Raw genomic sequence first — 23,602 nt, forward strand, 5'->3', positions numbered from 1 at the left:
ATGACCCGCCGCTTTGGCGATTTTGTCGCCGTCGACCAGCTGGATTTGTGCATCCCCTATAAAACCATTTACGGTTTTCTCGGCCCCAATGGCTGTGGCAAATCCACCAGCATGCGTTTGATTACCGGCCTGCTCACACCGAGCGCGGGCGACATTCGTGTCTTGGGCATGGAGATTCCGGCGCAGGCAGAATTACTGCGCCGTCGCCTCGGTTATATGACGCAAAAGTTTTCCCTCTACGACGATTTAACCGTGCAGGAAAACCTGCGTTTTATGGCGCAGATCTACAACCTTGAAAGCCGCAGCGTAAAACAACTGATCGACAGCCAACTCAGCCGCTATCAACTCAACGAGCGCAAAACCCGCCTTGCCGGTTCTCTCAGTGGCGGCCAGCGCCAGCGTTTGGCACTCGCGGCGGCGACTTTGCATCAACCGGAGTTATTGATTCTGGATGAACCCACCTCGGCGGTAGACCCGGAAAACCGGCGCGACTTTTGGGAAAAACTGTTCGACCTGTGCGATGGTGGCACCACGATTTTGGTTTCCACCCACTATATGGACGAAGCCGAGCGCTGCCACGGTTTGGCGATTATGGAGAGCGGCGTCAAACGTGCTGACGGCGCACCCGCACAGCTAATGCGGGAGCTGGGCGCCCGCGTGGTAGAAATCGACGGCGAGAATTTGCGTCAACTCAAACAACAATTAGGCGAGCTGCCAGAAGTAGTCTCCACCGCACAGCAGGGAACCCATTTGCGTGTGCTGATTAAAGAATCAATCGAAGACCCCGCGCACTGGCTGCGTGAGATGCACCCGCAACTGGTGCACGACCGTCAAATCCACGCCGTGCGCCCCAGCCTTGAGGACGTCTTTGTGCACTGCACCGGCAGCCACGCCAGCAGCGGCCAGGGAGCGCGGCAATGAATGCATTTTTAATGGAAGGAAAGCGGCAATGAATGCCTTTCGCCAGAGCTTGCAGCGCATCGGCGCGATTATCTTTAAAGAACTGCGCCAACTGACCCGTGACCGCCCTACCTTTGGCATGGTGGTGATGGTGCCGCTGATCCAGCTGTTGCTGTTTGGTTTTGCCATCAATACCAACGTGCGCGATTTACCCGTGGGGCTAGTGGACTTGAGCCATACCCAAACCGCGCGCGCCTTGGTGAGCGACCTTGGCGCCACCCAAGTGGTGCGTTTTAGCCACACCTATCAAACCCCGGCGTTGGCCGAAGAGGCGATACGGCGCGGCCATGTGCATGCAGTTTTGGTCATCCCCGAGGATTTTGGCCAGCGCCTGCAAGACCAGCGCCCCATCGCCCAATGGCTGATTGATGGCTCCGACACCATGGTCAGCAACGCCCTGCTCGCCCTGCAACAAATGCCCTTCGCCAGCGGTTTTGAAGCCCAGCCCAGCAGCCGCAAAAACACCTTTGAAGTGGCGCTGTTTTTTAACCCTGAGCGGCGCTCGGCAATCAATATTGTGCCGGGGCTGGTGGCGATTGTGCTCACCATGACTATGGTGATGTTCACCTCGGCAGCGCTGGTGCGCGAGCGAGAGCGTGGCAATTTGGAACTGCTCATTACCACGCCAGTGCGCTCCAACGAGATTATGATCGGCAAAATTGTGCCCTATGTATTTGTTGGGCTAATTCAAATGGCGATTATTCTCGGCCTCGGCCATGTGATTTTTGCTGTGCCGATTAATGGCCGCCTCGACCAGCTGGTGCTCGGCGTATTTGCTTTTATCAGCGCCAGCCTGACCCTCGGTTTGTTGGTATCCACTATCGCCAAAACCCAATTGCAGGCAATGCAGCTCACCGTGTTTTTACTGATTCCCTCTATCCTGCTCTCCGGTTTTATGTTCCCCTACGAGGGCATGCCCCCAGCGGCGCAGTGGATTGCCGAGGCACTGCCGGCAACGCACTTTATCCGCATGGTGCGCGCCATTGTGCTGCGCGGTGCAACACTGGAGGATTTACAGCCAGATTTGTGGTGGTTAATTGGGTTTACGGTGCTCGGTGTCATCGCGGCGGCAAGTCGGTTTAAAAAGCGGTTGGACTGACAGATCCTTAAGATCAGCACATCGTCTGAATTAATACGGCTTATAGCTAAACAGATCAGTTTTGACGTCAAATTCACCTTTTAGATATAACAATTCAAAGTAAAAATTAATTTTGTTATATCTATTACCTTGTGATTGCACATAAATCAACCTAGACTACACAGCATCAATTATGTGAACTGGTTCGCACTTATGCTCAAGCACGTTTCTGCGGTTTTAGCGCTGATAGTCTCCACCCAAGCTAGCGCGATTAACATCGATCTGGGTCCGGCCACTGGCTATAACATCTTTATTAAAGAGAGCTTCAGCCAGCCGGGCGCTGACTCCCAGGGCAAAATCGCCGTGGGTGGCAACGCCAATATCGGCCAATACGATGTAGGTGTGAACTATGAGCCGGGCACCAAGCGCGATGGTTTGCAGTTTTGGACCGAGCCGGGCAAATACTCCGATGTGTTGGTAGTGGGCGGCAACCTGACTACCGGACAATGGTCTTGGGGCAACGTTAAAGGTAACCTGATTTTGGGCGGCGAGTTAACCCCAGGCTCAAGCAAGAATTCCGTATTAGGCACCACCACCAAAGCCAAGCCGATTGACTTCAATACTGCGTTTGAACAGTTCAACCTTTTGTCCCAAGAGTTGGCTGGGCAAGCCAATACCGGGGGCTTGGAATTTAAATACAACAACTGGCTGTTGCTGGATGGCAGCGCCAATAACGATGTTTACTTCACCAGTATCACCGGCCAAATGCTCGCTAACGCGACCGATCTGACCGCACCGGGGCTAGATAAAAACGATACGCTGGTGATTAACGTCCGCGGCAAGAATATTAATTTCGACTCACTCAATTACGGCAAGCGTGAATCTTTTGCCGCACTGGATATGTCGGCCAGCCATATTTTGTATAACTTTTTTGAAGCAGAGAACATCACCTTCAGTGGCGGAATTAAAGGCAATATTCTGGCACCCAACGCCAACTTCACTTTTCTACAAGGCGATTTAAGTGGTCAGGTAATTGCCAAATCCTGGACCGGTGGCTGGGGCGCACAAGCGAATTTATGGGACGGCTTTTTTGTGCCGCCGGTCGATATTCCACCTCCCACAACACCGCCACAAGTCAGTGTGCCTGAGCCCTCCGCCGTACTTTTGCTCTTGGCAGGACTACTCGCGTTGGTGCTCATACGCCGCAAACGTGTATAAGCTGATTCCATAACAATCTCAAAGCCGCTACCACCACTGCTTGGTAGCGGCTTTTTTTATTATCAGTATTCGCTACACTGTGTCCCGTCTATCAACGTTTGCAGTCGCAAGCCACACCGAATAGGGATGCATATGAAAGTCGATAATATTCTACAAACCATTGGCAACACCCCCCACGTTCGCATCAACCATTTATTTCGCGATGACATCGAAGTCTGGATGAAAGTCGAGCGTTTCAACCCCGGCAGCAGCATCAAAGACCGTATCGCACTGGCGATGATTGAAGATGCCGAGGCCAAAGGCCTCATTAATAAAGACACTGTGATTATCGAACCCACCTCGGGCAACACCGGCATCGGCCTGGCGCTGGTGTGCGCGGTAAAAGGCTATCGCCTGATTCTCACCATGCCGGAATCCATGTCGGTCGAGCGCCGCAAAAACATGAAAGCACTGGGCGCAGAATTGGTACTCACGCCAAAAGAGCTCGGCATGGGCGGCTGTATAGCCAAGGCCAATGAGCTGCTCGCAGAAAACGCCAACAGCTGGATGCCACAACAATTTAACAATCCCGCCAATGTGGAAGCCCATCGCAACACCACGGCGCGGGAAATCCTCGCCGACTTTCCCGATGGTCTAGATTATATGATTACCGGTGTGGGCACCGGCGGCCACATTAGCGGCTGCAGTGAGATCTTGAAACAGGCCTACCCTCACTTTCAAACCTTTGCCGTAGAGCCGGAAAAATCGCCAGTAATCAGCGGCGGCGAAAAAGGTTTGCACCGTCTACAGGGGATCGGTGCCGGTTTTATTCCGCAGGTATTGGATAGAGAAACTCTCGACGGCACGATTCTGGTTAGCGAAGCGGACTCATTTGAAATGGCTCGTCAATGTGCGCTCAAAGAGGGGATTTTTGTGGGTATCTCCTCCGGTGCGACACTTGCAGCCGCTGCTCAAAAACAAGCTGAAATGCCCTCCGGCAGCCGCGTTATTATCTTTAGTTACGATACCGGCGAGCGGTATTTGTCGATTGAGGATTTGTTTTAACTAGGGCTAGCACTGTCAGGAGATAAAGCCCACGCAGGGGAAATACCCTTCCCCTGCGCAGCCCTCGTAATACGCACCGCTAAGTATTGCTGCAAAAACGTATTATTGGGCTATGTTTACTGTCTAGGTCACTTAAAAAATATCCCTATACAAATCAATAACACGTTCAGGTATCTACTTTTTGCCTCAATGGAATGATCGCTTTTATAAGGTGGTTAAATGCGGGTTTGCAAAAAAATACAACAACGTCTACCCACCCTGTTAGTGATACCACTAACATTACTATCACCCACCGTTTTTTCAGCCGATTATTTTGATCTGAGTCTGGATGAATTATTACAAGTTCGGATTACCGGCTCGACATTAAAAAATGAATCCTACAAAACCGTTCCCTCGCCAGTCACCGTATTTGAACGCAAAGAAATAGATAATTTGGGAGTTGATTACCTCTACGAATTAATCAACCTGGTGCCAGGCTATCAATTCAACCGCAATGCCGATAGCCCTTCGGGATATACCATGAGTTCAAGAGGGCGCCGCAACAGTTCCGAGGCGCGAGAAATTTTGCTGCTAGTGGATGGCCGCGTTTTTTCCGACCCGCGCACCGGTGGTGCAGACGGCTCGCTACCACTCTTTCCCGTAGACCAAATCGAACGGGTAGAAATTTTGCGCGGCCCAGGTTCCGCACTCTACGGCTCCAACGCATTAAATGGCGTTATTAATATCATCACCCGCAGCAAAGAAAACAGTGTGGCGCTGCAAGTTGGTTCAGAAAATAGAGTCATGGTTTCCGCAGCGGCGGCCACCACATTTGAATCGGGCGATGGAAATTTACTCGCGCGGTTTTATCAAGATTCTGGACAACACTATTTAGCAGAAGACGCGTCAACCGCAGCACAAGTCGCAACACAAGACCCACGCCAAACTTACGATATAGACGGTTCTTGGCGCTATCACAACACCCAATTGCGCGTAGCGTTTCACACTGCCGACTCGGAAGATTTTTATACGGGTGGCAACATCGACAATGACATTAATCAATACACTCAAACATTGCGTCAAATGAGTTTAACGCAACAATTTTCTGTTTATGACCAATTAAAATCGACCATATCCATTAGCTACTTAGATATTGCCCAAGAAATAACTTTTCCCATCGCCCCACCAGGAGCGTTTTACAGTATCAGCTCCCCAGCGAGTAATGATAGCTTCATCATAAGAGCAAAACTGGCAGGTTCTACCTATCGCATCAATACCGATCATGATCTATGGTTAAGCGAATTGGGCAGCATGCAATTTGGTTTGGACTGGCATAAAAATATTGAAACAGATGCGTATGTAAAAAATAATTTTGATCTTCTGCAATTATCCAATCAACAATTCCCGATTGCTTACTACGGAGACTTCACCCACACGACGCCGGTTGGTGCCAAACTATCGCAAGAAGCGTTAGGTATCTACACCCAATACCTGCGCAACATTCATAACACTAATTTAACCTTGGGGTTAAGGTTTGATGACTATGAAAATGTGGGCAGCCATATAAGCCCACGGCTTGGCATAGTTCACCAATTAAATGCAAACCAAACATTAAAATTACTTTATGGTGAGGCCTATAGAGCACCTTCACTCAGCGAGCAAGGATTAATTAACAATCCGGTTCTAGTGGGCAATGCCGAATTGAATTACGAGGTAGTTAAATCGATTGATGCCATTTGGTTGCTGAACGGCGACAATAGCAGTTTCTCAGTGGATTTTTTTCAGCACCGCTATAAAAACCCGATTGAAACTGTTTCACAAAACGGGCTTAGAACCTACCTCAATACTACCAGTGAAACCACCAACGGCGCCGAGCTGGAATTGAAATATGGCTTTTCGGAAAATTGGTTATTAAATGCAAACTTCACCCGAATTTTTTCCTTATTGAAAGGCCAATATCACGAAGCAAGCAACCTTGCATCGGTCACATTAAATTACAGCGCTCCGCACTGGAATATTAATTTCTCCGGTATATACCACGGCGAAAAACAATTTTTGACCCCCGCCGGAACCTACGCAGAAATTAGCCCTAATACTAATCTGAACATTAAATATCGCTACCTGATCAGCAAGGATTACGAAATCAATGTAACCGCAAAAAATGTCTTGGGTACGGCGTTTGATACACCAGCCCAAGGTTCTTCGTTATCATCTCCAGTACCCAATCGCGAAAGGGAGCTGGCGCTCGGCATTCAATGGCAGTATTAGCTCACCACACACTCAACAACATCTCACCCTGAATAAAAGCCCAAAAAAGACGCTTAAGCGCTGTTTTAGGGCGCCACAGAAATGTCATCGCATATATGCTAGAGTCCCACCATGTCCCCATTATTTTTAAGGAATTAACCATGAGCAATATCCATTTTATCGGCGGCGAAAAAGGTGGGGTGGGAAAATCCATGACCTCACGTTTGCTGGCACAGTATTTAATCGATGCCGGCAAGCCATTTATTGGATTAGACTCGGACCAATCCCACGGCACTTTTTCGCGCTTTTACAGCGAGTTTGCCCATCCGTTAATCATTGACGATTACGACAGCCTCGATCAATTGGTTATTCTTGCGCAAGAAAATCCCGAGAGCGATTTAATCATTGATTTAGCCGCACAAACCTCAACCCGCCTCGGAAAATGGATCGACGAAAGCGATGCCCTCGTGCTGTTTCAAGAGTTGGGTAGCCAAGTCTACTTATGGCATGTTATGGATGACGGTGCAGATTCGGTCAACTTGTTAAACGGTTTATTAAATCGCTACCCGCAGGATTTTATTACATTTGTGGTGGTGAATAATTTGGGGCGCGGCGAATGCTTTGAACATTTTGAGCAATCAACCACTTACCAAAAAGCCAAAGAGCGCGATGCGATTTTTATTACCTTGGCAAAACTGCAACCACAATTAGCCGCGCGTATCGACTTCGCCAATACCAGCTTTTGGGCCGCCGCCAACAATACCGACGTGATGAATATTATTGAGCGTTCACGTGTGCGTGTGTGGCTGAAAAATAATTATTTGCAGTTTGATAAGTTGGAACAAGAACCAGCATAAAAAAGGGCGCGATTGATCGCGCCCTTTTATTAAGTGGTATTCCAACAATAACTACTCTACCGCAACCACTACCACTGCTTTAGCTGGAATCTCCAGCGCCAGCTTGCCATTGATTGCTTTTGCACTAAATGGAGCAGGCTTAATAGTCTCGGGGGCAGAAAAGGTATTGTGTGCATCCATCGCTGATGCCGTTAATACTTGCCCGCTAACACCCGTAATTTGTACCCCGGCTAAATTAACATCCACCGTTTCCGCTTTGTGAGGGTTGGCATTTACCAGCGCCAGATAAATTTTTCCATCTTTGGCGCGTGCAGCGGTCGCACTGATCGCAGGAATTGATGCATCGCCCAGTGTGTATTGCGGAACATTGTTTAGTTCCAGCGGTAGCGATGTAGCATCTTGAAACGGTACATACATTTTAAATACGTGATAGGTCGGCGTCAGAACCATTTTGTCTTTTTCCGTCAAGATCATCGCCTGAAGTACGTTAACCATTTGCGCAATAATACTCATGTGCACGCGGTCGGCGTGTTTGTGGAAAATATTCAAATTTAAACCAGCAACAACTGCATCACGCAAACTGTTTTGTTGATAGAGGAAGCCGGGATCATCATCGCCCGTTACGTCGTACCATGTGCCCCATTCATCGACATAGAAGCCGACTTTTTTCTCGGGATCGTTTTTATCCATTACTTTTTTGTTGTTGATAATGAACTCATCCATTTTCAACGTATTGACCATAGTAGACATCCACTCAGCTTCAGGGAATTTCAGTGCAGCGCCTTTTACTGACCAATCACCGGTAGGCAAGGTGTAGTAGTGAAAGCTCACCGCATCCATTCGCAAACTCCAATTGGGTTTTACGTTGGCAGTGAGATGCTCCGCCCATTCGGTGTCTTCAGTATGGCCACCGCTGGCTATCAATACCGGTGTGTTATCTTTTGGTGTCTTGAGAAAGCTGGCGTACTGCTTGTAGAGATGGGTGTAAAACTCGGGGGTCATATTGCCACCGCAGCCCCAGGCTTCATTACCAATCGCAAAATAATGCACGCGGAACGGTTTATCGCGGCCATTTTTGCGGCGCAATTCTGCCAAGGTAGATTTGCTATCCGAGGTCATGTACTCCAACCACTCCGCCATCTCCTGCGGGGTACCTGTGCCCAAATTGCCGTTTACATAGGCCTCTGCGCCAAGCATTTCCACCAAGTCAAAAAATTCGTGGGTTCCTACTGCGTTATCTTCGATCACGCCGCCCCAGTTGGTGTTCACTCGCGCTGGGCGCTTACCACGCGGACCGATGCCTTCGCGCCAGTGATATTCATCGGCAAAACAGCCACCCGGCCAACGCACCAGCGGCACTTGCAATTCTTTCAGCGCGCCGACTACATCATTGCGCCAACCTTTGGTATTGGGGATCTTGGACTTGGGGCCAACCCAAATACCTTCGTAAATACCGCGCCCCAAATGCTCGGCAAATTGGCCATAGATATTTTTATTGATGACGGGACCAGGCTTGGTGGTATCAACACTGATCTGGGTGTCGGCCAAGGCCGTGAAACTAATGCTTAGGCCAAGGGCGGCAATAAGCGGCTTGATGACTCGCATGGATGTCTCCTATTTGTTGTTATGGAGTAGTGATTGATCGGTGAAAATCTAATACTAGCCCATGCTAGATCATATTGTCATACAAGTTAACCTTATTTAACTAGCGAGCTGACAACCTCTGTCAGCTCAGTGATTGAATTAATCAGGACACTGCTGCGATTTACGCAATACTGTGTTTAAATACAGTATCAACCACCAATCACCAACCTCTATGCGTAAAATTATCCACTGTGATGCAGATTGTTTTTTCGCTGCAGTTGAGATGCGCGACGATCCCAGCCTCGTCAATCGCCCGATTGCAGTGGGCGGCAGTAGCGATCGGCGCGGAGTTATATCAACGTGCAATTACGAGGCACGACGCTACGGCGTGCACTCGGCTATGCCCTCCAGCACAGCAAAACGTCTGTGCCCGGATCTACTGATATTGCCGCATCGCATGGAAGCCTATCGCGAAGCATCGGATAAGATGCGCGCTATTTTTTACGAATACACCGAACTGATCGAGCAGCTCTCATTGGATGAAGCTTTTTTAGATGTGAGCGATGCAAAAATTCATCGCGGTAGCGCAACATTCATTGCACAGGAAATCCGCCAACGCATTAAAGATGAAATCGGTATTACTGTGTCTGCCGGTATCGCACCCAATAAGTTCCTCGCTAAGATCGCTAGCGACTGGCATAAACCCAATGGGCAATTTGTTATTCCGCCCAATCAGGTTTCCGCATTTGTTGCGCAATTGCCCGTAAAAAAAATTTATGGCGTCGGCAAGGCGATGGCGAACAAACTGGCAGAAGCGAATATTTTCACCTGTAGTGATCTGCAAAAGTTTTCGATCTTTGACTTATCGCAGCGCTACGGCCAAATGGGTTCAAGGCTTTACAAGCTGAGCCGCGGCATTGATGAACGGGAACTCACAGTAGACCGACGCCGCAAATCCTTGAGCGTGGAAAACACCTTCTCGCAAGATCTACCCAGTCTGGAAAACTGCCTGCACGAGCTGCCGCCACTAAGCCAACAATTAGCAATACGCTTGCGCCGCGTAGATGATGACTACAAAGTAGTAAAACTTTTTGTAAAACTTAAATTTGCAGATTTCAGCATCACTACTATCGAGCGCAGCGCCAGTGCGGTGTCGTTAATAGAATTACAAAGTTTATGTGCAGAAGCTTACCAGCGAAAAAACTTGTCTGTGCGGTTGATCGGTGTAGGAGTGAGGTTTATTGATTTGCGGGAGAAGAATGGTTTTTTTCAATTGGAACTATTTAATAACAACAATACCTATGCCGCAGAAAAATCCTGCTACGAGCTGAATGATGTATTCAGAAAACCTAATAGTCTAGTCTTTAATAGTGGAATGGCCTGAGGGTGAGCCAGATACTCGTCAATTCCCATCAACTGCCAACACTGGCCTTCACTACCAAATACAATTGCATCAATTTCAGCCTGTTGGCCTTCGGCAACAAAGAAAAATGAATATCCGGTATTTAAATAATCGGGGACTTTTTTCTTAAACAACAAGCGTGATTCGACTAGCGAAATTCCGAATTCCTCCTGTAATTCACGGAGCACGCACGCCTCAGGCGATTCACTTCCCTCTCGTCCCCCACCGGGAAAATCCCACAAGTTAGGGAAAGGAATATATGGAAAGTCATCGCGTTTATAAACGAGCAATTGCCCGTTAAATAAATAGGCGAGCTTACAGCCGGTAAATGCATCACTCATTTCATTCGCCTCGCCTACTTATTTTGCTACGGATTCTTAGGTTTTATTAATTTTCATACAAAGTTTCGATTATTGTTGCGGTAATCCGCCCTTCTGCTTTCAGTTGACCGCTATTTACATTAGCGAGAAATATAACGTTTATATTATCTTCAGGAATACGCAACATATCTGACTGGAAGCCGTACATTCGGCCAGGGTGCCCGATGGTATGGCGCCCTCCAACATCCTCTATACCTACACCAAAACCATAGCCAACAAAAGGCACAAAACCATTGGTAAATTTATGTGGTGTGATGAGCTGCTGATAAGACTCGCTACTGATAATTTTTCCATTATGTAGCGCCTCGCTCCACAGCAACAAATCCTCAACCGTTGAATACAATGCTGCGGCACCTTTGTAGGTAAACATATTTGTATCAATTTCTTGATACGGTTTTTCATCCCTTATGCCATAACCTGTCGCGCCATGTTTATATTGAGCATTGTTGCCATAGAGCCCAGAGTTTTCCATTCCCAAGGGAGAAAATAGGTGTTTTTGCATGTATGACTCAAGCGGCATGCCAGCGATTTTTTCTACAATAAGGCCCAATACAAAATAACCATTATTACAATAATTCCATTTCTCGCCTGGATCAAAATAGGGTTTATTTTTTTGAATATAGGAAAGATGCGCATCGACAGGAACTTCTTGATCAACAGGAAAAGGAAAATCTTCGTCTTTTTCCTGCTCCCATATTCCGGATGTATGATCTAACAAACTTCTTATGGTAATTTTCTCGGCATTAGGCAAGGCCGGGAAATAACTATTTAATTTATCATCTAGCGACAACTTCCCCTGTTCAACTAACAGCAATATGGATACCGCCGTAAATTGTTTGGTAATAGAGGCCGCCCTAAAAACGGTTTGCGTATTATTGGGAGTATTGCTTTCTATATTGGCGAGACCAACACCACCTTTCGCGATTATTTTTCCATCCTTTGAAATCAAGTAGGCAAACCCAGGCATATTCTCGCTTGATAAAGTCCCCAGGTATTTCTCCACCTCCGCCGCATGGTATTGATTCTTTATTTTTTCACTCGCCACAGAGTTATTTTTATGAATAGTACAAGATGCGAGAAATACCACAAGGGATACCACTAGAGACACAATGACTGGCGAACACTTTCTTACTGTATTTATTTTCATAACCCGATCCTATGGTTGTAATTAGCCCGCATATTAAATCACCATCCACTAGTTAACATAATAAATACAACGTAAAACTACCGCTATACGACAATGTTGACTTGAAAAATATAAAAAATAAGGCGGCTTATCGCCGCCTTATATAATTATTGCTAACACCACCGGAAAACTATTTTCCATTCACATCCAATGTGCGGGCGGGCAACTTCACTTTTACGCTGGTTTGCGATTCGGCAGTAGATTTTGCGAGGATTACTTCATATTCACCTTTGGCGATTTTCCAGGTTTTGTCTTTGCTCTGATACATCGCCAACAAACGTGGATCAATATTAACGGTCACACTAGTCGATTCGCCCGGTTTTAAATCCACCTTATGAAAAGCACCCAAACGTTTAGGCGCTTCCCACTTCGCACTTTTTGGCGCTACGTAAACCTGTGCTACATCTTTACCTGCAACAGCGCCGGTATTTTTAACGCTGAAGCTCACACTTAGTTGGCCATTTTTTACTGCAGTTTTTAAATCACTGTAGGCGAAATCGGTGTACGACAAACCGAAGCCAAATGGAAAGAGCGGCTGATGATTTTTTAATTCGAACCATTTGTAACCGACTGCCGCACCTTCAAAATAATTTACATCAAAACGCTCATCCGGTTTTTTGGGGTCTCCGTCGACCAAAGTGCGAGGCAATTGATTTTCTGCAGCGGGAAAGGTAATCGGTAGATGACCTGATGGATTGACCTCGCCGGATAACACCCGCGCAATCGCTTCACCACCATTGGTGCCGGGGTACCATGCCTCCAATACGGCACCAACGTCATTTATCCACGGCATTAATACCGCACCGCCAGTTTGTAACACCACCACCGTTTTTGCATTAGCTTTCGCAATGCTGGCGATGAGCGCGTCCTGATTATCGGGCAGCGATAAATCAGGCACATCAACGGACTCTGCAGCCCACTGATGTGCAAACACAATTACCACATCACTGTCGGCCGCGAGTGTTGCAGCCGCTTGCAGATCAGTACCTTCATCAAAACTGATGCGCGCATTAGGGTAACGAGTTTCAAGTGCTTTCATGGGCGATGAAGGGTAATACACCATTGGGCCTGGAAATGCTTTCGGGCCAAGGTCTTTTATTGCGATACCGCCCAGAGGATAAACCTGTGATGAGCCGCCACCGGACAGCACACCAACATTCGCGTGTGAACCGATGATGGCAATTTTTTTTAGTTCTTTAGCCAGCGGCAATAATGTTGCGCCATTTACTTTTTCGTTACGCAACAACACCATGCCCTCTTCCGCATCTTTTTGCGAAATCAAACCGTGTTTTTTGAAATCAATATTATTGCTAGGTTGCGGTACAGGATTGTCCATGACCCCCTGTTCAAACAATGGCTGCAATACACGACCAGCCATATCATCCAGACGCGCCTGCGTCACCCAGCCATTGGTTACCGCTTCTTTGAGCGGCTCTTTAAAATAAGCGGCCTGATCAAATGGCAAGCCAGATTGTTGATCCAATCCATTATTTGCTGCGGGAATTGTGCTGTGGGTTGCGCCCCAATCCGACATCACCCATCCGTTGAAGCCCCAATCTTTTTTCAGCACTTCGTTGAGTAGATAATCGCTCTCACAAGCGTACACACCGTTAACACGATTGTATGCACACATTACCGAACCGGGATTGCCAATCTCATTGGCGATTTGCAGCGCAAGCAAATCGGACATGCGCCCTGCGGCCTCGTCGATCACCACATTGAGCTGCCCGCGCCCGGTTTCCTGATCGTTATAGGCAAAATGTTTTAAGGTCGAGACAATCTGATTGGACTGCACGCCTTTAATTTGCTCACCCACCATAACACCAGCCAATAAGGGATCTTCGCCAGCATATTCAAAGTTGCGCCCATTGCGGGGCTCACGTACAAGATTCACGCTGCCTGCGAGCAACACGTTAAAACCAGAGAGTCGCGCTTCTGCTCCAATCATGGCACCGCCCTCAAAACCAATCTGCGGATTCCAGGTGGCGGCAGTATTCATGCCCGATGGTAACGCAGTACGTTCACGGACATTAGGGCCGCCTTGGGAGGCAACACCAAGCCCTGCATCGGCCAGCCAAATATGCGGAATACCCAAGCGTGGTACACCATAGACAAAACCTGCTGACTGAGGATGAGATTCAACCGGACGGGTGAAGTTTTTCCACGGCGCATCAGTACCAAAATAGCTCACCACTAGCTGTAATTTTTCATCCAGCGTCATTTCTTTAAGCACTAATTGTGTGCGTTCAGCCGCGCTTAGCTCAGCTTTCATCCAAGGTTGAGCCTTTGCATTAATGGTCTGCGCATTACTAGCGGGAATACCGCATAAAGCGCAGGTGATCGCTATAGCGCTGAGTTTTTTGGAAAATGTCATGATGGAGCCTCTTGCTGTTATTTATCGGAGAGAGTGGATCTAATTGTTATCTGAATAGCCTAGTGGCGATTTTGCAGTGATGTCGAAAAAAGAGCATCAAGTGAAGGCGGGAATACTAACCAGATGGATTGAAGAGGACGGCAACTTAACGGATTTTTACCTTAGCTGAAACAAAAAACGGCCTTCAACAAAGACCGTTTTTACTATTGAAAACTCATTATTTATTTAATGCGTGTTTCGATGTTATACACACCAGAAATATCGCGATTAAACGCGGTGAAATCATCACTATAAAACGCGCGAAAATCATCCAATGTGCCATTGCTGATATTTTCTTCACGGTTGGCAGGAACCCAGTAATGCGGGACATTTTTACCCTCGGGGCCGGGAACGCCTTCCGTTGCATTGCGCCATGTCAGTAAAAAAGCGATGGTGCGCGCATCGGCATCGGCTTTTAAACCAGCGATCAGTTTGCGATACCACTGATTATCGTATTTACCTGCTTCGATATCTGGCGCGCGAATACCAATTTCGGAAATCACCGGAATTTTACCGCGCTCATCTGCCATACGCGCAACCAGCGCAGCATTGGCGACCACATTTTTAAACCAGTTTTCATTGTTTTCTACTTCGCCGTAAGTATCAAAACCCAACACATCCACATAGGCATCACCAGGATAGCGCTCCAAATAATTTGCCTCTGTTACCTCCCAAAAATTATTGGGCGAATAGGCGTATAAAAAATTGTGCACCCCTTTGGTATCGCGCAAATATTCAACTGTGTATTGGTACAACTGCTTGTACTCTTCTGGAGTGGATTGTTTATCGCCCCACCAAAACCAGCTGCCGGTATTTTCATGAAGAATACGGAAAATAACGGGGATTAAGGTGCCATTATCATCTTTAAGATTATTCGCCCAGTCTGCGAGTTGATCCAGGTAAGCTTTGTAAACCACATTAGCTTCACCACCGGGCAAGGCCGCCACTACGGCAGGTGTGGTATCCCACGAAGTGCCAACCGGCCATACACCTTTTTGTTTATCTGTAAGGGGATTATCAAAATGCGAGCTCACAGTGATGATGCCACCGCGCGCATAGGCTTTTTTAATTTGTTCGACTACATCGCCCTCTAATTTGGGGGCAACAATAGATAAAGTGTCCCAGCCATATACCGCGGCAAAATCACCTACCGCATTAAAGGTATCAGATTGTGTACCATCGGTGCTGGTAATGGTTAATCCCTGTGTCGTTTCATGCTGATGGCCAAACATAATCGACTCTTTGCGCTCTTGCTGCATAAACGCGAAAAGTGAACGGGTTTCAGCGGTGGCCTTTTTATCGACAATATTGATATCGACAACAGCCGTATTGCGTTCGACGCTGGCTTGACTGGCAACCGGCTCAACTGCCGCGAAAGATGACGTTGATGCACTCTCATTGGATTTATTGCAACCAATCATTGCCGCTGTTATTGCAACGATAATCACGGCCAAAAGTGAACTGCGCGCAAACACCGGCATTGATGCCGGGATGTAATTGATGCTCATAGTGATCCTCGGGAAGACGTTTAATTATTTTGGTATCGCACCCGAATTCCCAAATCGAAGGAGAGACGCAGCTCATCAGCCGTTATTTCGCGGGGGAAAAAGCAACCGGAAATATGGGCCTGACAAAAACTCGCGCCTTCCAACTGGGCAGTGCGGAAATCAATACCACGCAAATCGGCACCGCGAAAATAGGCATCACGCAAATCCAAACCACTTGCATCCAACTCACGCAAATCCAAACCACGAAAATCGCCACCACGCAAAATATCCACTTTTACCTCACCGCGGGCTTTACGCTGATTGAATTCAACCACGCGCTCAGCACGCAATAAATCGTAATAAGGATTGTGATGCACAATAGGTTTAGTCATGGCTGGCTCCATTTGGCTGGCTAGGTAATTTCAACCATATTCCCTAAGGGATATGTGTTTTGACTATAGCCCAGCAGTGGAGTTTTGCTTAACCGATTTCAGTGCCGGCGACATTATACTGTAAACGGTTACATTCGAGTTTAAGAAGTGTAATTAGCGCGTTAAAAGCTTTACTTGCCCGGTTGGTATTTTGAGTTGCGCAGGTTACACTTGCGTACAAGCTGCAACATAGTAGCGCGCCCAATTACCTGGTTATTGTTGTTTATCAATCTAGCCTTTGGGCAGGCAATCCTCGGTCAAACTTATCCCTTCCGGCATATAGCGCCTGTTGGAATAACAATCTTCAGCCAGTCTCCCTTTAACAAGGTTTAGCTACTCGCATTGCGAACTATGCTAAAGACATGCGTTGAGCGTAAAAAATTATCTTGCCATCGCACAGCCTCACGCGGATCTGCTGTCGCTTCGGCATTATTGAGGAATTGTGAGAATGAGCTTTATCCACGACGACTTTTTGCTCGACACTGAGCAGGCGAAAATACTCTTTCATGAGTACGCCAAACACATGCCCATCATTGATTACCACTGCCACCTTCCCCCTGAACAAGTAGGTCAGAATAAGCAATTCAAAAACCTTACTGAGGTTTGGCTAGCCGGCGATCATTACAAATGGCGCGCGATGCGCTCCAACGGCGTAAATGAACGTTTCTGTACGGGTGATGCGAGCGATTGGGAAAAGTTCGAGCAGTGGTGTGCCACTGTGCCCAACACCTTGCGCAACCCGCTCTACCACTGGACTCATCTGGAACTGCGCAAACCATTTGGTATCACCGACCGCCTGCTCGACAGCAGCAACGCCAAGCGCACGTGGGATGAATGTAACGAGCTGCTTGCAACGCCCGAATTCAGCGCGCGCGGTTTGATGACCCAGGCCAACGTGAAAATGGTGTGTACCACCGATGATCCAATTCACGATCTCGCCCACCACAAAACCGTTGCGGCAGATAAATCCTTTAAATCGGCGATGCTGCCCACCTGGCGCCCCGACCGCGCCATGATGGTGGAAAACACCGAAGCCTATAACAAATACATGGATCGCTTGGCGGTTGCAGCCGATGTCAACATCAATACTTTTGATGATTTGATGAAAGCGCTGAATGTTCGCCACGATTATTTCCACGCAAATGGTTGCCGCTTGTCGGACCATGGTTTGGAAACTGTGTATGCAGCCGATTACACACAAGAAGAAATTAACGCGATTTTCTTGAAAATTCGCAGCTATAAAGATCTGGATGCGGTGGAAATTGAAAAATTCCAATCGGCGATGATGGTTGAGTTCGCCCTGCAAGATCACGCCAAAGGCTGGGTGCAGCAATTCCATATAGGGGCGATTCGCAACAACAACCCACGCCTGTTCCGCACCTTAGGCCCAGATACCGGTTTTGATTCAATTGGCGATCACAACTATGCCAAACCATTGGCCAAGTTTTTAGGTCGCTTGGACGATCAAAACAAACTCGCCAAAACCATTATTTACAATTTGAACCCGCGCGATAACGAAATGATCGGCACCATGATCGGTAACTTCCAGGACGGTTCAGCCGCAGGCAAAATTCAATTTGGCAGCGGCTGGTGGTTCCTCGATCAAATGGAAGGCATGACTCGCCAGATTGAAGCACTGAGCCAGTTGGGCTTGCTGAGCCGCTTTGTGGGCATGCTCACTGACAGCCGCAGCTTCCTCAGCTATTCACGCCATGAATATTTCCGCCGCATTCTGTGCGGAATTTTAGGGCGCGATATGGCCAAAGGTTTAGTGCCTAACGATCCTAAAATGGTCGGCAAGATGATTCAGGATATTAGCTTCAACAACGCTAAAAACTATTTTCCGTTTGTAGTTCCTGAATAACAGTCCGAGTAAGTTAAAATAAGCCCGGTTCGCCGGGCTTTTTTATACCCCCCCCTTGTTTCGCGCCTCTTTTTGGACATCCACTTTGCTACAAAACGCACTCAATACTTTTCTCTTCGCTTTTAATATCACAGCTCCTATTTTTGTGATGCTCTTTCTCGGCATCTGGCTGAGAAAGCGCAATATGATTAACGACGACTTCATCAAAACCGCATCACAATTGGTGTACAACATTGGCTTGCCGGTGATGTTATTTATCACCAGCGCCACCACTGATCTATCGCATATTAGCGATTGGAATTTATTGATTGCCTTCTGCTTAATGACTGGATTAGTTTTTATTGGCAGTTTGATGACGGCGCATTGGCACTGCAAAAACCCGCGCGATGAAGGCGTATTGGTGCAAGGTGCCTTTCGCGGCAATTTGGTTATTCTGGGGCTGGCATTTTGTGCCAACGCTTACGGCGAAAAAGGTTTGGCGCTGGCCTCCCTACCCGTTGCTATGACGGTAGTGTTGTACAACGTATTATCGGTTTACGTGTTGAATCGCAGTTTGCACCATGCCAATAACTCACTTGTGCCGACACTGCTGGGCATTGTGAAAAACCCTTTAATTCTCGCTATATTTTCTGGCTTCGCAGTAAATGGAATTGGCCTGCAACTGCCCAATGTGATTATGGATAGCGGAAAATATTTGAGCCAGATGGTGCTGCCGCTGGCGCTGATTTGTATCGGTGGCTCGCTGAGTTTATCCCGACTGGCACGCATAGACGCTACGACCTTAAGCGCATGCCTATGGAAATTAATTCTTTCGCCGATTATCGCCTGTGCTATCGCGATTAGCTTGGGGCTCAATGGCGATGCCTTGGCCGTGTTATTTTTATTGGCTGCATCGCCCACAGCAACCATCAGTTTTGTGATGGTGCAAGCCATGAAAGGCAATAGTGAATTGGCGGCCAATATAGTGGCTCAAACCACCCTTTGGTCGCTTATCACCGTGACCTTGGGTTTATGGGTGCTGCAAATACTGAAGGTGGTTTAACCAAACCAAACTTCTGGCAAACCGGTAGCAGTGGTTTTAAAAATAAACAGATTGCCCGCGTCTGGTTGCTGGGCAAGCGCGTCATGGCTCAACCCCACACGCGCGCTAGTGACCGCCAATAAATTAAAATCATTGCCGCCAAATGCCACGCAGGTTGGTTGCGATACCGGCATATCCCACACCAAATCTTTAGTGCCGTCGGGCGCATAGCGCACTACTCGGCTACCGCCCCACTGGGCATTCCACACATAGCCTTGCGCATCGACACATGCACCATCGGGCTCCACACCAATTTCTGTGTGCGCAAAAATTTCCGGATTGGATAACTCGCCCGTGTGCGCGTCAAAATCATAAACGCGAATGCTGTGGGTTGGCGAATCAGCGTGATACAACTTGCGCGAATCTGGGCTCCAGCAGAGTGAATTGGAAATCATCAAGCCACTAAAATGTTGGCTCAACGTAAGATTGTGGTCCAAACAATAGAGCGCAGCGCTTTGCTCCGGTGAGTTTTTTTGCTCGACAACTGTGCCCATCCAAAAGCGTCCCTGACGATCACAGCGGCCATCGTTGGCGCGATTGCCAATTACATCGACTTCCGGTTTTGCAATCCACTCAACTGCGCCGGTTGTGATATCAAACCAGGCAAAACCTGATTCAAACGCCGCGAGAATACGCGCATCATTTTTTGCAAACGTAAAACAACCAAGACGCCCGGGTAAATCCCGATGGGTTAAATGTTTATCGCTGATGCGGTAGCGATACAGTTTTGCAGCAAGAATATCGGTCCACCAAAAACAACCGTCCTGATGATTCCACTGCACGCCTTCGCCGAGCAAATTGGCGCAGGGAACTGTATCGATAAGAGTCAGTGCAGTCATAGTATTCACTTTTTGTTGTTGAATTAAATAAAGCAGATTATAACAGTTAAAAAAAATGCCTCGAACAGAGGCATTTTTTTGATCAGTGACAGCGACTACGCAACTTACCACCAAGTAGCATAGATGGCGACTAGGATCAGGATTACACCAACCGATGCAATATTAAACCCTGAGGTAGTTTTAAAGCTCACATCATCCAAATGAATGGCATTGGCTTGCTCTTTGGCACCGCCCAGTAAAGTTACTACCGCAGCTAAGACACAGCACAGTATAAACACCACGCCCACGCGATCCATAAAGGGGAACTCAGGCAAAAACTTGTAGAACATTGCCGAAAACAAAACTGATGCAATTGCAGCAGCCAAAGCGGAGTTGGCCGAGGCTTTTTTCCAGAAGAAACCAAACAGGAAAATCACCACAATGCCTGGGGTAAAGAAGCCAGTGAATTCCTGAATAAATTGGAAGGCTTGCTGTGACTGACCGACCAGAGGTTTGGCCAACAATATTGCAATCACCATGGCAATTAAGGCAGTTGAGCGACCAACAAATACCAACTTATGTTCTGTGGCATTAGGGTTGATCAATTTTTTGTAGATATCCATAGTGAAAATGGTGGAGATACTATTGCTCATAGAACTGAGTGAGGATGCAATCGCAGCCACCAGTGCGGCAAATGCAATGCCGAGCAAACCATGCGGCAATAGTTTCATCATTTCTGGATAGGCTTGATCTGGCTTGCTTAAATCCGGCGCCAGTACCACCGCGCAAATACCTGGCAGCACTACAATGATAGGAACAAATAATTTTACGTAAGCCGCAAACGCCATGCCTTTTTGCGCTTCTTGCAAACTTTTTGCTGCGAGCGCGCGCTGAATAATATATTGGTTAAAACCCCAGTAGCTGATATTCATAATCCACAAACCACCAATCAAGACGGATATACCCGGCAGACTAATGTAGTTGGGATTATCTTGCGCCAAAATCATATCGAATTTTTCTGGTGCTTTCTCCACAAGCGTTGCAAAACCAGAGATCACACCGGTATCGCCAGAGATTTGGTTGAGCGCGAGATAACTCACAAACAGACCGCCCAAGACCAGTAAAACAACTTGAATAATATCAGTCATAGCTACCGCTTTCAGGCCGCCATAAACCGAGTAAGCCATAGAGAACATTACTAAAAAAATCATGCCGTACAACATGTCGATACCCAAAAATTGGGAGATCGCCAACGAACCTAAATACAAGACCGAGGTGAGATTTACGAAGGTGTAAAGGGCGAGCCAGAAAATCGCCATGATGGTGCGCACGCGCCCGTCATAACGATTCTCTAAAAATTGCGGCATGGTGTAGATGCCTTTGGCGAGAAAAATTGGCAGGAAATATTTGGCGATCACGATCAAGGTGATGGCTGCCATTAATTCGTAAGCGGCGATGCCCATACCAATCACATAACCGGAGCCAGACATACCGATAATTTGTTCGGCGGAAATATTGGCGGCAATTAAAGACGCGCCTATCGCCCACCAAGGCAGGGATTTACTCGCGAGAAAATAATCGTTGGCATTTTTTTCGTGGCCTTTTTCGTCGCGCGACACCCAGTAAGCAACAAATAGCAAAATCAGGGTGTATGCAACCAATACCCCCATATCGAGTCCGTTTAAAATCATGATTGACCTCTATGTAGTAGTGCGTATCGTGAGCGCACTTTGTTATTAAAAAATTTTGTTTTTATGAGTGGGAACAGCGCCTCTAACAATTTCGCCCGCTATTTAAACAAGAAGCATTCATCAGGCTGACTAATGAATGCTTCCGGGTTAAGACTTGTCGCAATGCGCGTGCAATTACTCGCAATACTTCAATAGTGCAAATTAAATTCTCCCACCATCGACAATAAATTCTTGCGAGGTGATCATGGCTGAATCATCTGCGGCCAAAAATAACGCCAGATTGGCCACATCGTGTGCGCCCAAACGTTTTTTAAGGCACACACGCTTCATCAATTCTTTTTCTTCATCCTCACTCAACCACTTTTCCAGTTGTTTGGGTGTTGCCACCCAACCGGGAAGAATAGAATTTACGCGAATATTATCCGGGCCATAATCCGTCGCCAATGCTTTGGAAATACCCAAAATACCGGCTTTGGCAGTGATATAACCGGCCAGTCGCGGTGGACCAAATTGCACATTGATCGAGCTGATATTAATGATCGATCCACCACCTTGCGCGGCCATCATCGGCTGCACGGCTTGTGCAGCAAAAAATACCGGATGCAAGTTAACCGCCAAACCGCGGTGCCAGTCCGCCTCGGTAACGCTTTGGGTATCAAAGCGCTGGTCGTTAGCGGCATTATTAATCAACACCTGAATATCGCCCTGAGCTTGTTGCGCTTCCACAATACTGCGCTGCAATGCACTTATATCGCTCACATCACACACTTTGAACCAAGGCCGGACATAACCTTTTGCCATCAACTCTTCGCATAACGCCTGGGCGCTCGGCTCATCTATATCGACAAAGGCTACCTTGGCTCCCTGTGCGGCAAAGGCCTCCACCAAGGCAGCACCTATACCAGTAGCGCCGCCAGTGATAAACACACTGCGATCCTGCAAGCTCGGGTAGCGGGTATACCCGGAATGGGCTGAGTAGCTATACATGTTGAGTTCTCTCTGGGTTTATACGCCATTCGTTATACACATAGGCACCTTTAAGCATAGGCAGCAGTTTGAGACCTGCACTTGCTATTTAGGTTTAACCAGAGACACATTGATCAACTGCATTACTTCTTGCAGCAATGTTTTTACTGCTTTACTCGCTTCCTCTTGATCGCCCGCACAGATCGCATCATAAATTCGCTTGTGATCGTCATAATCTGCAGTGAGCACGCCTTTTAGCTGATTGGTGCTGGCGATACTGACGCGCAGCGCCACTTGAATAAACTCGCGCAGCTGGAAGAAGAACCGGTTGTTGCTCGCCGCCAAAATCGCACAGTGAAACTCTATGTCAGCCGAGAGAGGATCATCCAACCCTTCATCGGCGCGTTTCATCCGCGCCAAGGCGTCGCCAATCAGCTTGATTTTGGCTTTATCTTGCTTGTTTTCTGCCGCCAGTACCGCTGCTTCCGGCTCTATCGCCATACGCAATTGGGTGAATTCACGCAGCAGCTCCAACGACGGGCGCGCATTGAGTGTCCAACTGAGCACATCGGCGTCAAACATATTCCAATGGGTACTGGGCATAACCCGAATACCCTGCCGCGGGCGTGAGGCAATCAGCCCTTTTGCCGTTAGCATTTTTACCGCTTCGCGGGTCACGCTGCGGCTGATATTAAATTGTTGTGATAACTCCGCCTCAGTAGGGAAAGATTTATCAATCGCATATTGACCCTGAACAATTGCCGCACCCAATTGATGGGTTAACTGGTGAGTAAGGTTACGCCCTGTATCCAGCATAGTTATTTAGCCTATTTATATTATATATTTACAGGGTATCCGACAAGACTTAATTTGCCGTTGCTGTCATCTGCTCAAGCCGTGGGAGGATAACGGATAC

The 23,602-nt window shown here is 47.7% G+C and carries 19 protein-coding genes and 1 pseudogene; 10 read left to right on the forward strand and 10 right to left on the reverse strand.

What is annotated here, in order from left to right; genetic code table 11:
- From AC2CG4_RS11640 to AC2CG4_RS11670, 7 genes and pseudogenes are all read left to right on the forward strand, one after another.
- A pseudogene (locus tag AC2CG4_RS11640) lies at nucleotides 1-540 on the forward strand (ABC transporter ATP-binding protein); the annotation flags it as partial.
- Nucleotides 541-591: 51 nt separating this feature from the next.
- Nucleotides 592-921: an ATP-binding protein DrrA1-3 family domain-containing protein gene (locus AC2CG4_RS11645; RefSeq protein WP_484486520.1), complete on the forward strand. Its 330-nt coding sequence runs from the start codon at nucleotides 592-594 to the stop codon at nucleotides 919-921.
- A gap of 28 nt (nucleotides 922-949) precedes the next feature.
- Nucleotides 950-2,059: an ABC transporter permease gene (locus AC2CG4_RS11650; protein ID WP_484486415.1), complete on the forward strand. Its 1,110-nt coding sequence runs from the start codon at nucleotides 950-952 to the stop codon at nucleotides 2,057-2,059.
- Nucleotides 2,060-2,251: 192 nt separating this feature from the next.
- Complete coding sequence (locus AC2CG4_RS11655) at nucleotides 2,252-3,256, forward strand: choice-of-anchor A family protein (RefSeq protein ID WP_484486416.1); 1,005 nt, start codon at nucleotides 2,252-2,254, stop codon at nucleotides 3,254-3,256.
- Between the two features lie 132 nt (nucleotides 3,257-3,388).
- A complete protein-coding gene (cysK, locus tag AC2CG4_RS11660) occupies nucleotides 3,389-4,300 on the forward strand; it encodes a cysteine synthase A (protein ID WP_484486417.1) in 912 nt (303 codons plus the stop codon).
- Between the two features lie 219 nt (nucleotides 4,301-4,519).
- Nucleotides 4,520-6,547: a TonB-dependent receptor plug domain-containing protein gene (locus AC2CG4_RS11665; RefSeq protein ID WP_484486418.1), complete on the forward strand. Its 2,028-nt coding sequence runs from the start codon at nucleotides 4,520-4,522 to the stop codon at nucleotides 6,545-6,547.
- A 140-nt stretch (nucleotides 6,548-6,687) separates the two neighbouring features.
- Entirely contained in the window at nucleotides 6,688-7,383 is a 696-nt protein-coding gene (locus AC2CG4_RS11670; protein WP_484486419.1) for a P-loop NTPase family protein, read from the forward strand.
- 51 nt (nucleotides 7,384-7,434) lie between these two features.
- Here the strand turns inward: AC2CG4_RS11670 and AC2CG4_RS11675 are convergent, their stop codons facing one another.
- Nucleotides 7,435-8,988: an alpha-N-arabinofuranosidase gene (locus tag AC2CG4_RS11675; RefSeq protein ID WP_484486420.1), complete on the reverse strand. Its 1,554-nt coding sequence runs from the start codon at nucleotides 8,986-8,988 to the stop codon at nucleotides 7,435-7,437.
- 211 nt (nucleotides 8,989-9,199) lie between these two features.
- On the opposite strand from AC2CG4_RS11675, the gene dinB reads away from it, so the two are divergent.
- Nucleotides 9,200-10,351 (forward strand): DNA polymerase IV, encoded by a 1,152-nt coding sequence (dinB, locus tag AC2CG4_RS11680; protein ID WP_484486421.1) that lies wholly within the window; start codon nucleotides 9,200-9,202, stop codon nucleotides 10,349-10,351.
- Here dinB and AC2CG4_RS11685 read toward each other — a convergent pair.
- From AC2CG4_RS11685 to AC2CG4_RS11705, 5 genes are all read right to left on the reverse strand, one after another.
- Nucleotides 10,288-10,710 carry an NUDIX hydrolase gene (locus AC2CG4_RS11685; RefSeq protein ID WP_484486422.1) on the reverse strand — a complete coding sequence of 141 codons (423 nt, stop codon included), beginning with the start codon at nucleotides 10,708-10,710 and terminating at the stop codon, nucleotides 10,288-10,290. The two genes, dinB and AC2CG4_RS11685, sit on opposite strands and share 64 nt — an antisense overlap.
- A gap of 46 nt (nucleotides 10,711-10,756) precedes the next feature.
- On the reverse strand, nucleotides 10,757-11,896 hold the full coding sequence (locus tag AC2CG4_RS11690) for a serine hydrolase domain-containing protein (protein WP_484486423.1): 1,140 nt from the start codon (nucleotides 11,894-11,896) through the stop codon (nucleotides 10,757-10,759).
- A gap of 169 nt (nucleotides 11,897-12,065) precedes the next feature.
- Nucleotides 12,066-14,309 (reverse strand): glycoside hydrolase family 3 C-terminal domain-containing protein, encoded by a 2,244-nt coding sequence (locus tag AC2CG4_RS11695; protein WP_484486424.1) that lies wholly within the window; start codon nucleotides 14,307-14,309, stop codon nucleotides 12,066-12,068.
- Nucleotides 14,310-14,530: 221 nt separating this feature from the next.
- Nucleotides 14,531-15,856 carry a glycosyl hydrolase gene (locus AC2CG4_RS11700; RefSeq protein WP_484486425.1) on the reverse strand — a complete coding sequence of 442 codons (1,326 nt, stop codon included), beginning with the start codon at nucleotides 15,854-15,856 and terminating at the stop codon, nucleotides 14,531-14,533.
- A 20-nt stretch (nucleotides 15,857-15,876) separates the two neighbouring features.
- A complete protein-coding gene (locus tag AC2CG4_RS11705; protein ID WP_484486426.1) occupies nucleotides 15,877-16,227 on the reverse strand; it encodes a pentapeptide repeat-containing protein in 351 nt (116 codons plus the stop codon).
- 487 nt (nucleotides 16,228-16,714) lie between these two features.
- Between AC2CG4_RS11705 and uxaC the strand changes: the two genes are divergently transcribed.
- Nucleotides 16,715-18,130 carry a glucuronate isomerase gene (gene uxaC / locus AC2CG4_RS11710; RefSeq protein WP_484486427.1) on the forward strand — a complete coding sequence of 472 codons (1,416 nt, stop codon included), beginning with the start codon at nucleotides 16,715-16,717 and terminating at the stop codon, nucleotides 18,128-18,130.
- Nucleotides 18,131-18,215: 85 nt separating this feature from the next.
- On the forward strand, nucleotides 18,216-19,172 hold the full coding sequence (locus AC2CG4_RS11715; RefSeq protein WP_484486428.1) for an AEC family transporter: 957 nt from the start codon (nucleotides 18,216-18,218) through the stop codon (nucleotides 19,170-19,172).
- Here the strand turns inward: AC2CG4_RS11715 and AC2CG4_RS11720 are convergent.
- From AC2CG4_RS11720 to AC2CG4_RS11735, 4 genes are all read right to left on the reverse strand, one after another.
- Nucleotides 19,169-20,050 carry an SMP-30/gluconolactonase/LRE family protein gene (locus tag AC2CG4_RS11720; RefSeq protein WP_484486429.1) on the reverse strand — a complete coding sequence of 294 codons (882 nt, stop codon included), beginning with the start codon at nucleotides 20,048-20,050 and terminating at the stop codon, nucleotides 19,169-19,171. The genes AC2CG4_RS11715 and AC2CG4_RS11720 overlap by 4 nt on opposite strands.
- Nucleotides 20,051-20,154: 104 nt before the next feature.
- Nucleotides 20,155-21,720, reverse strand: a complete 1,566-nt coding sequence (locus tag AC2CG4_RS11725; protein WP_484486430.1) for a sodium/sugar symporter — start codon at nucleotides 21,718-21,720, stop codon at nucleotides 20,155-20,157.
- 201 nt (nucleotides 21,721-21,921) lie between these two features.
- Nucleotides 21,922-22,707, reverse strand: a complete 786-nt coding sequence (locus AC2CG4_RS11730; RefSeq protein ID WP_484486431.1) for an SDR family NAD(P)-dependent oxidoreductase — start codon at nucleotides 22,705-22,707, stop codon at nucleotides 21,922-21,924.
- Nucleotides 22,708-22,791: 84 nt separating this feature from the next.
- Nucleotides 22,792-23,502, reverse strand: coding sequence for a FadR/GntR family transcriptional regulator (locus AC2CG4_RS11735; RefSeq protein ID WP_484486432.1), 711 nt, complete (start codon nucleotides 23,500-23,502; stop codon nucleotides 22,792-22,794).
- Between the last annotated feature and the right edge of the window lie 100 nt (nucleotides 23,503-23,602).

The sequence above is a fragment of the Cellvibrio sp. ATLC23 genome (assembly GCF_057196725.1).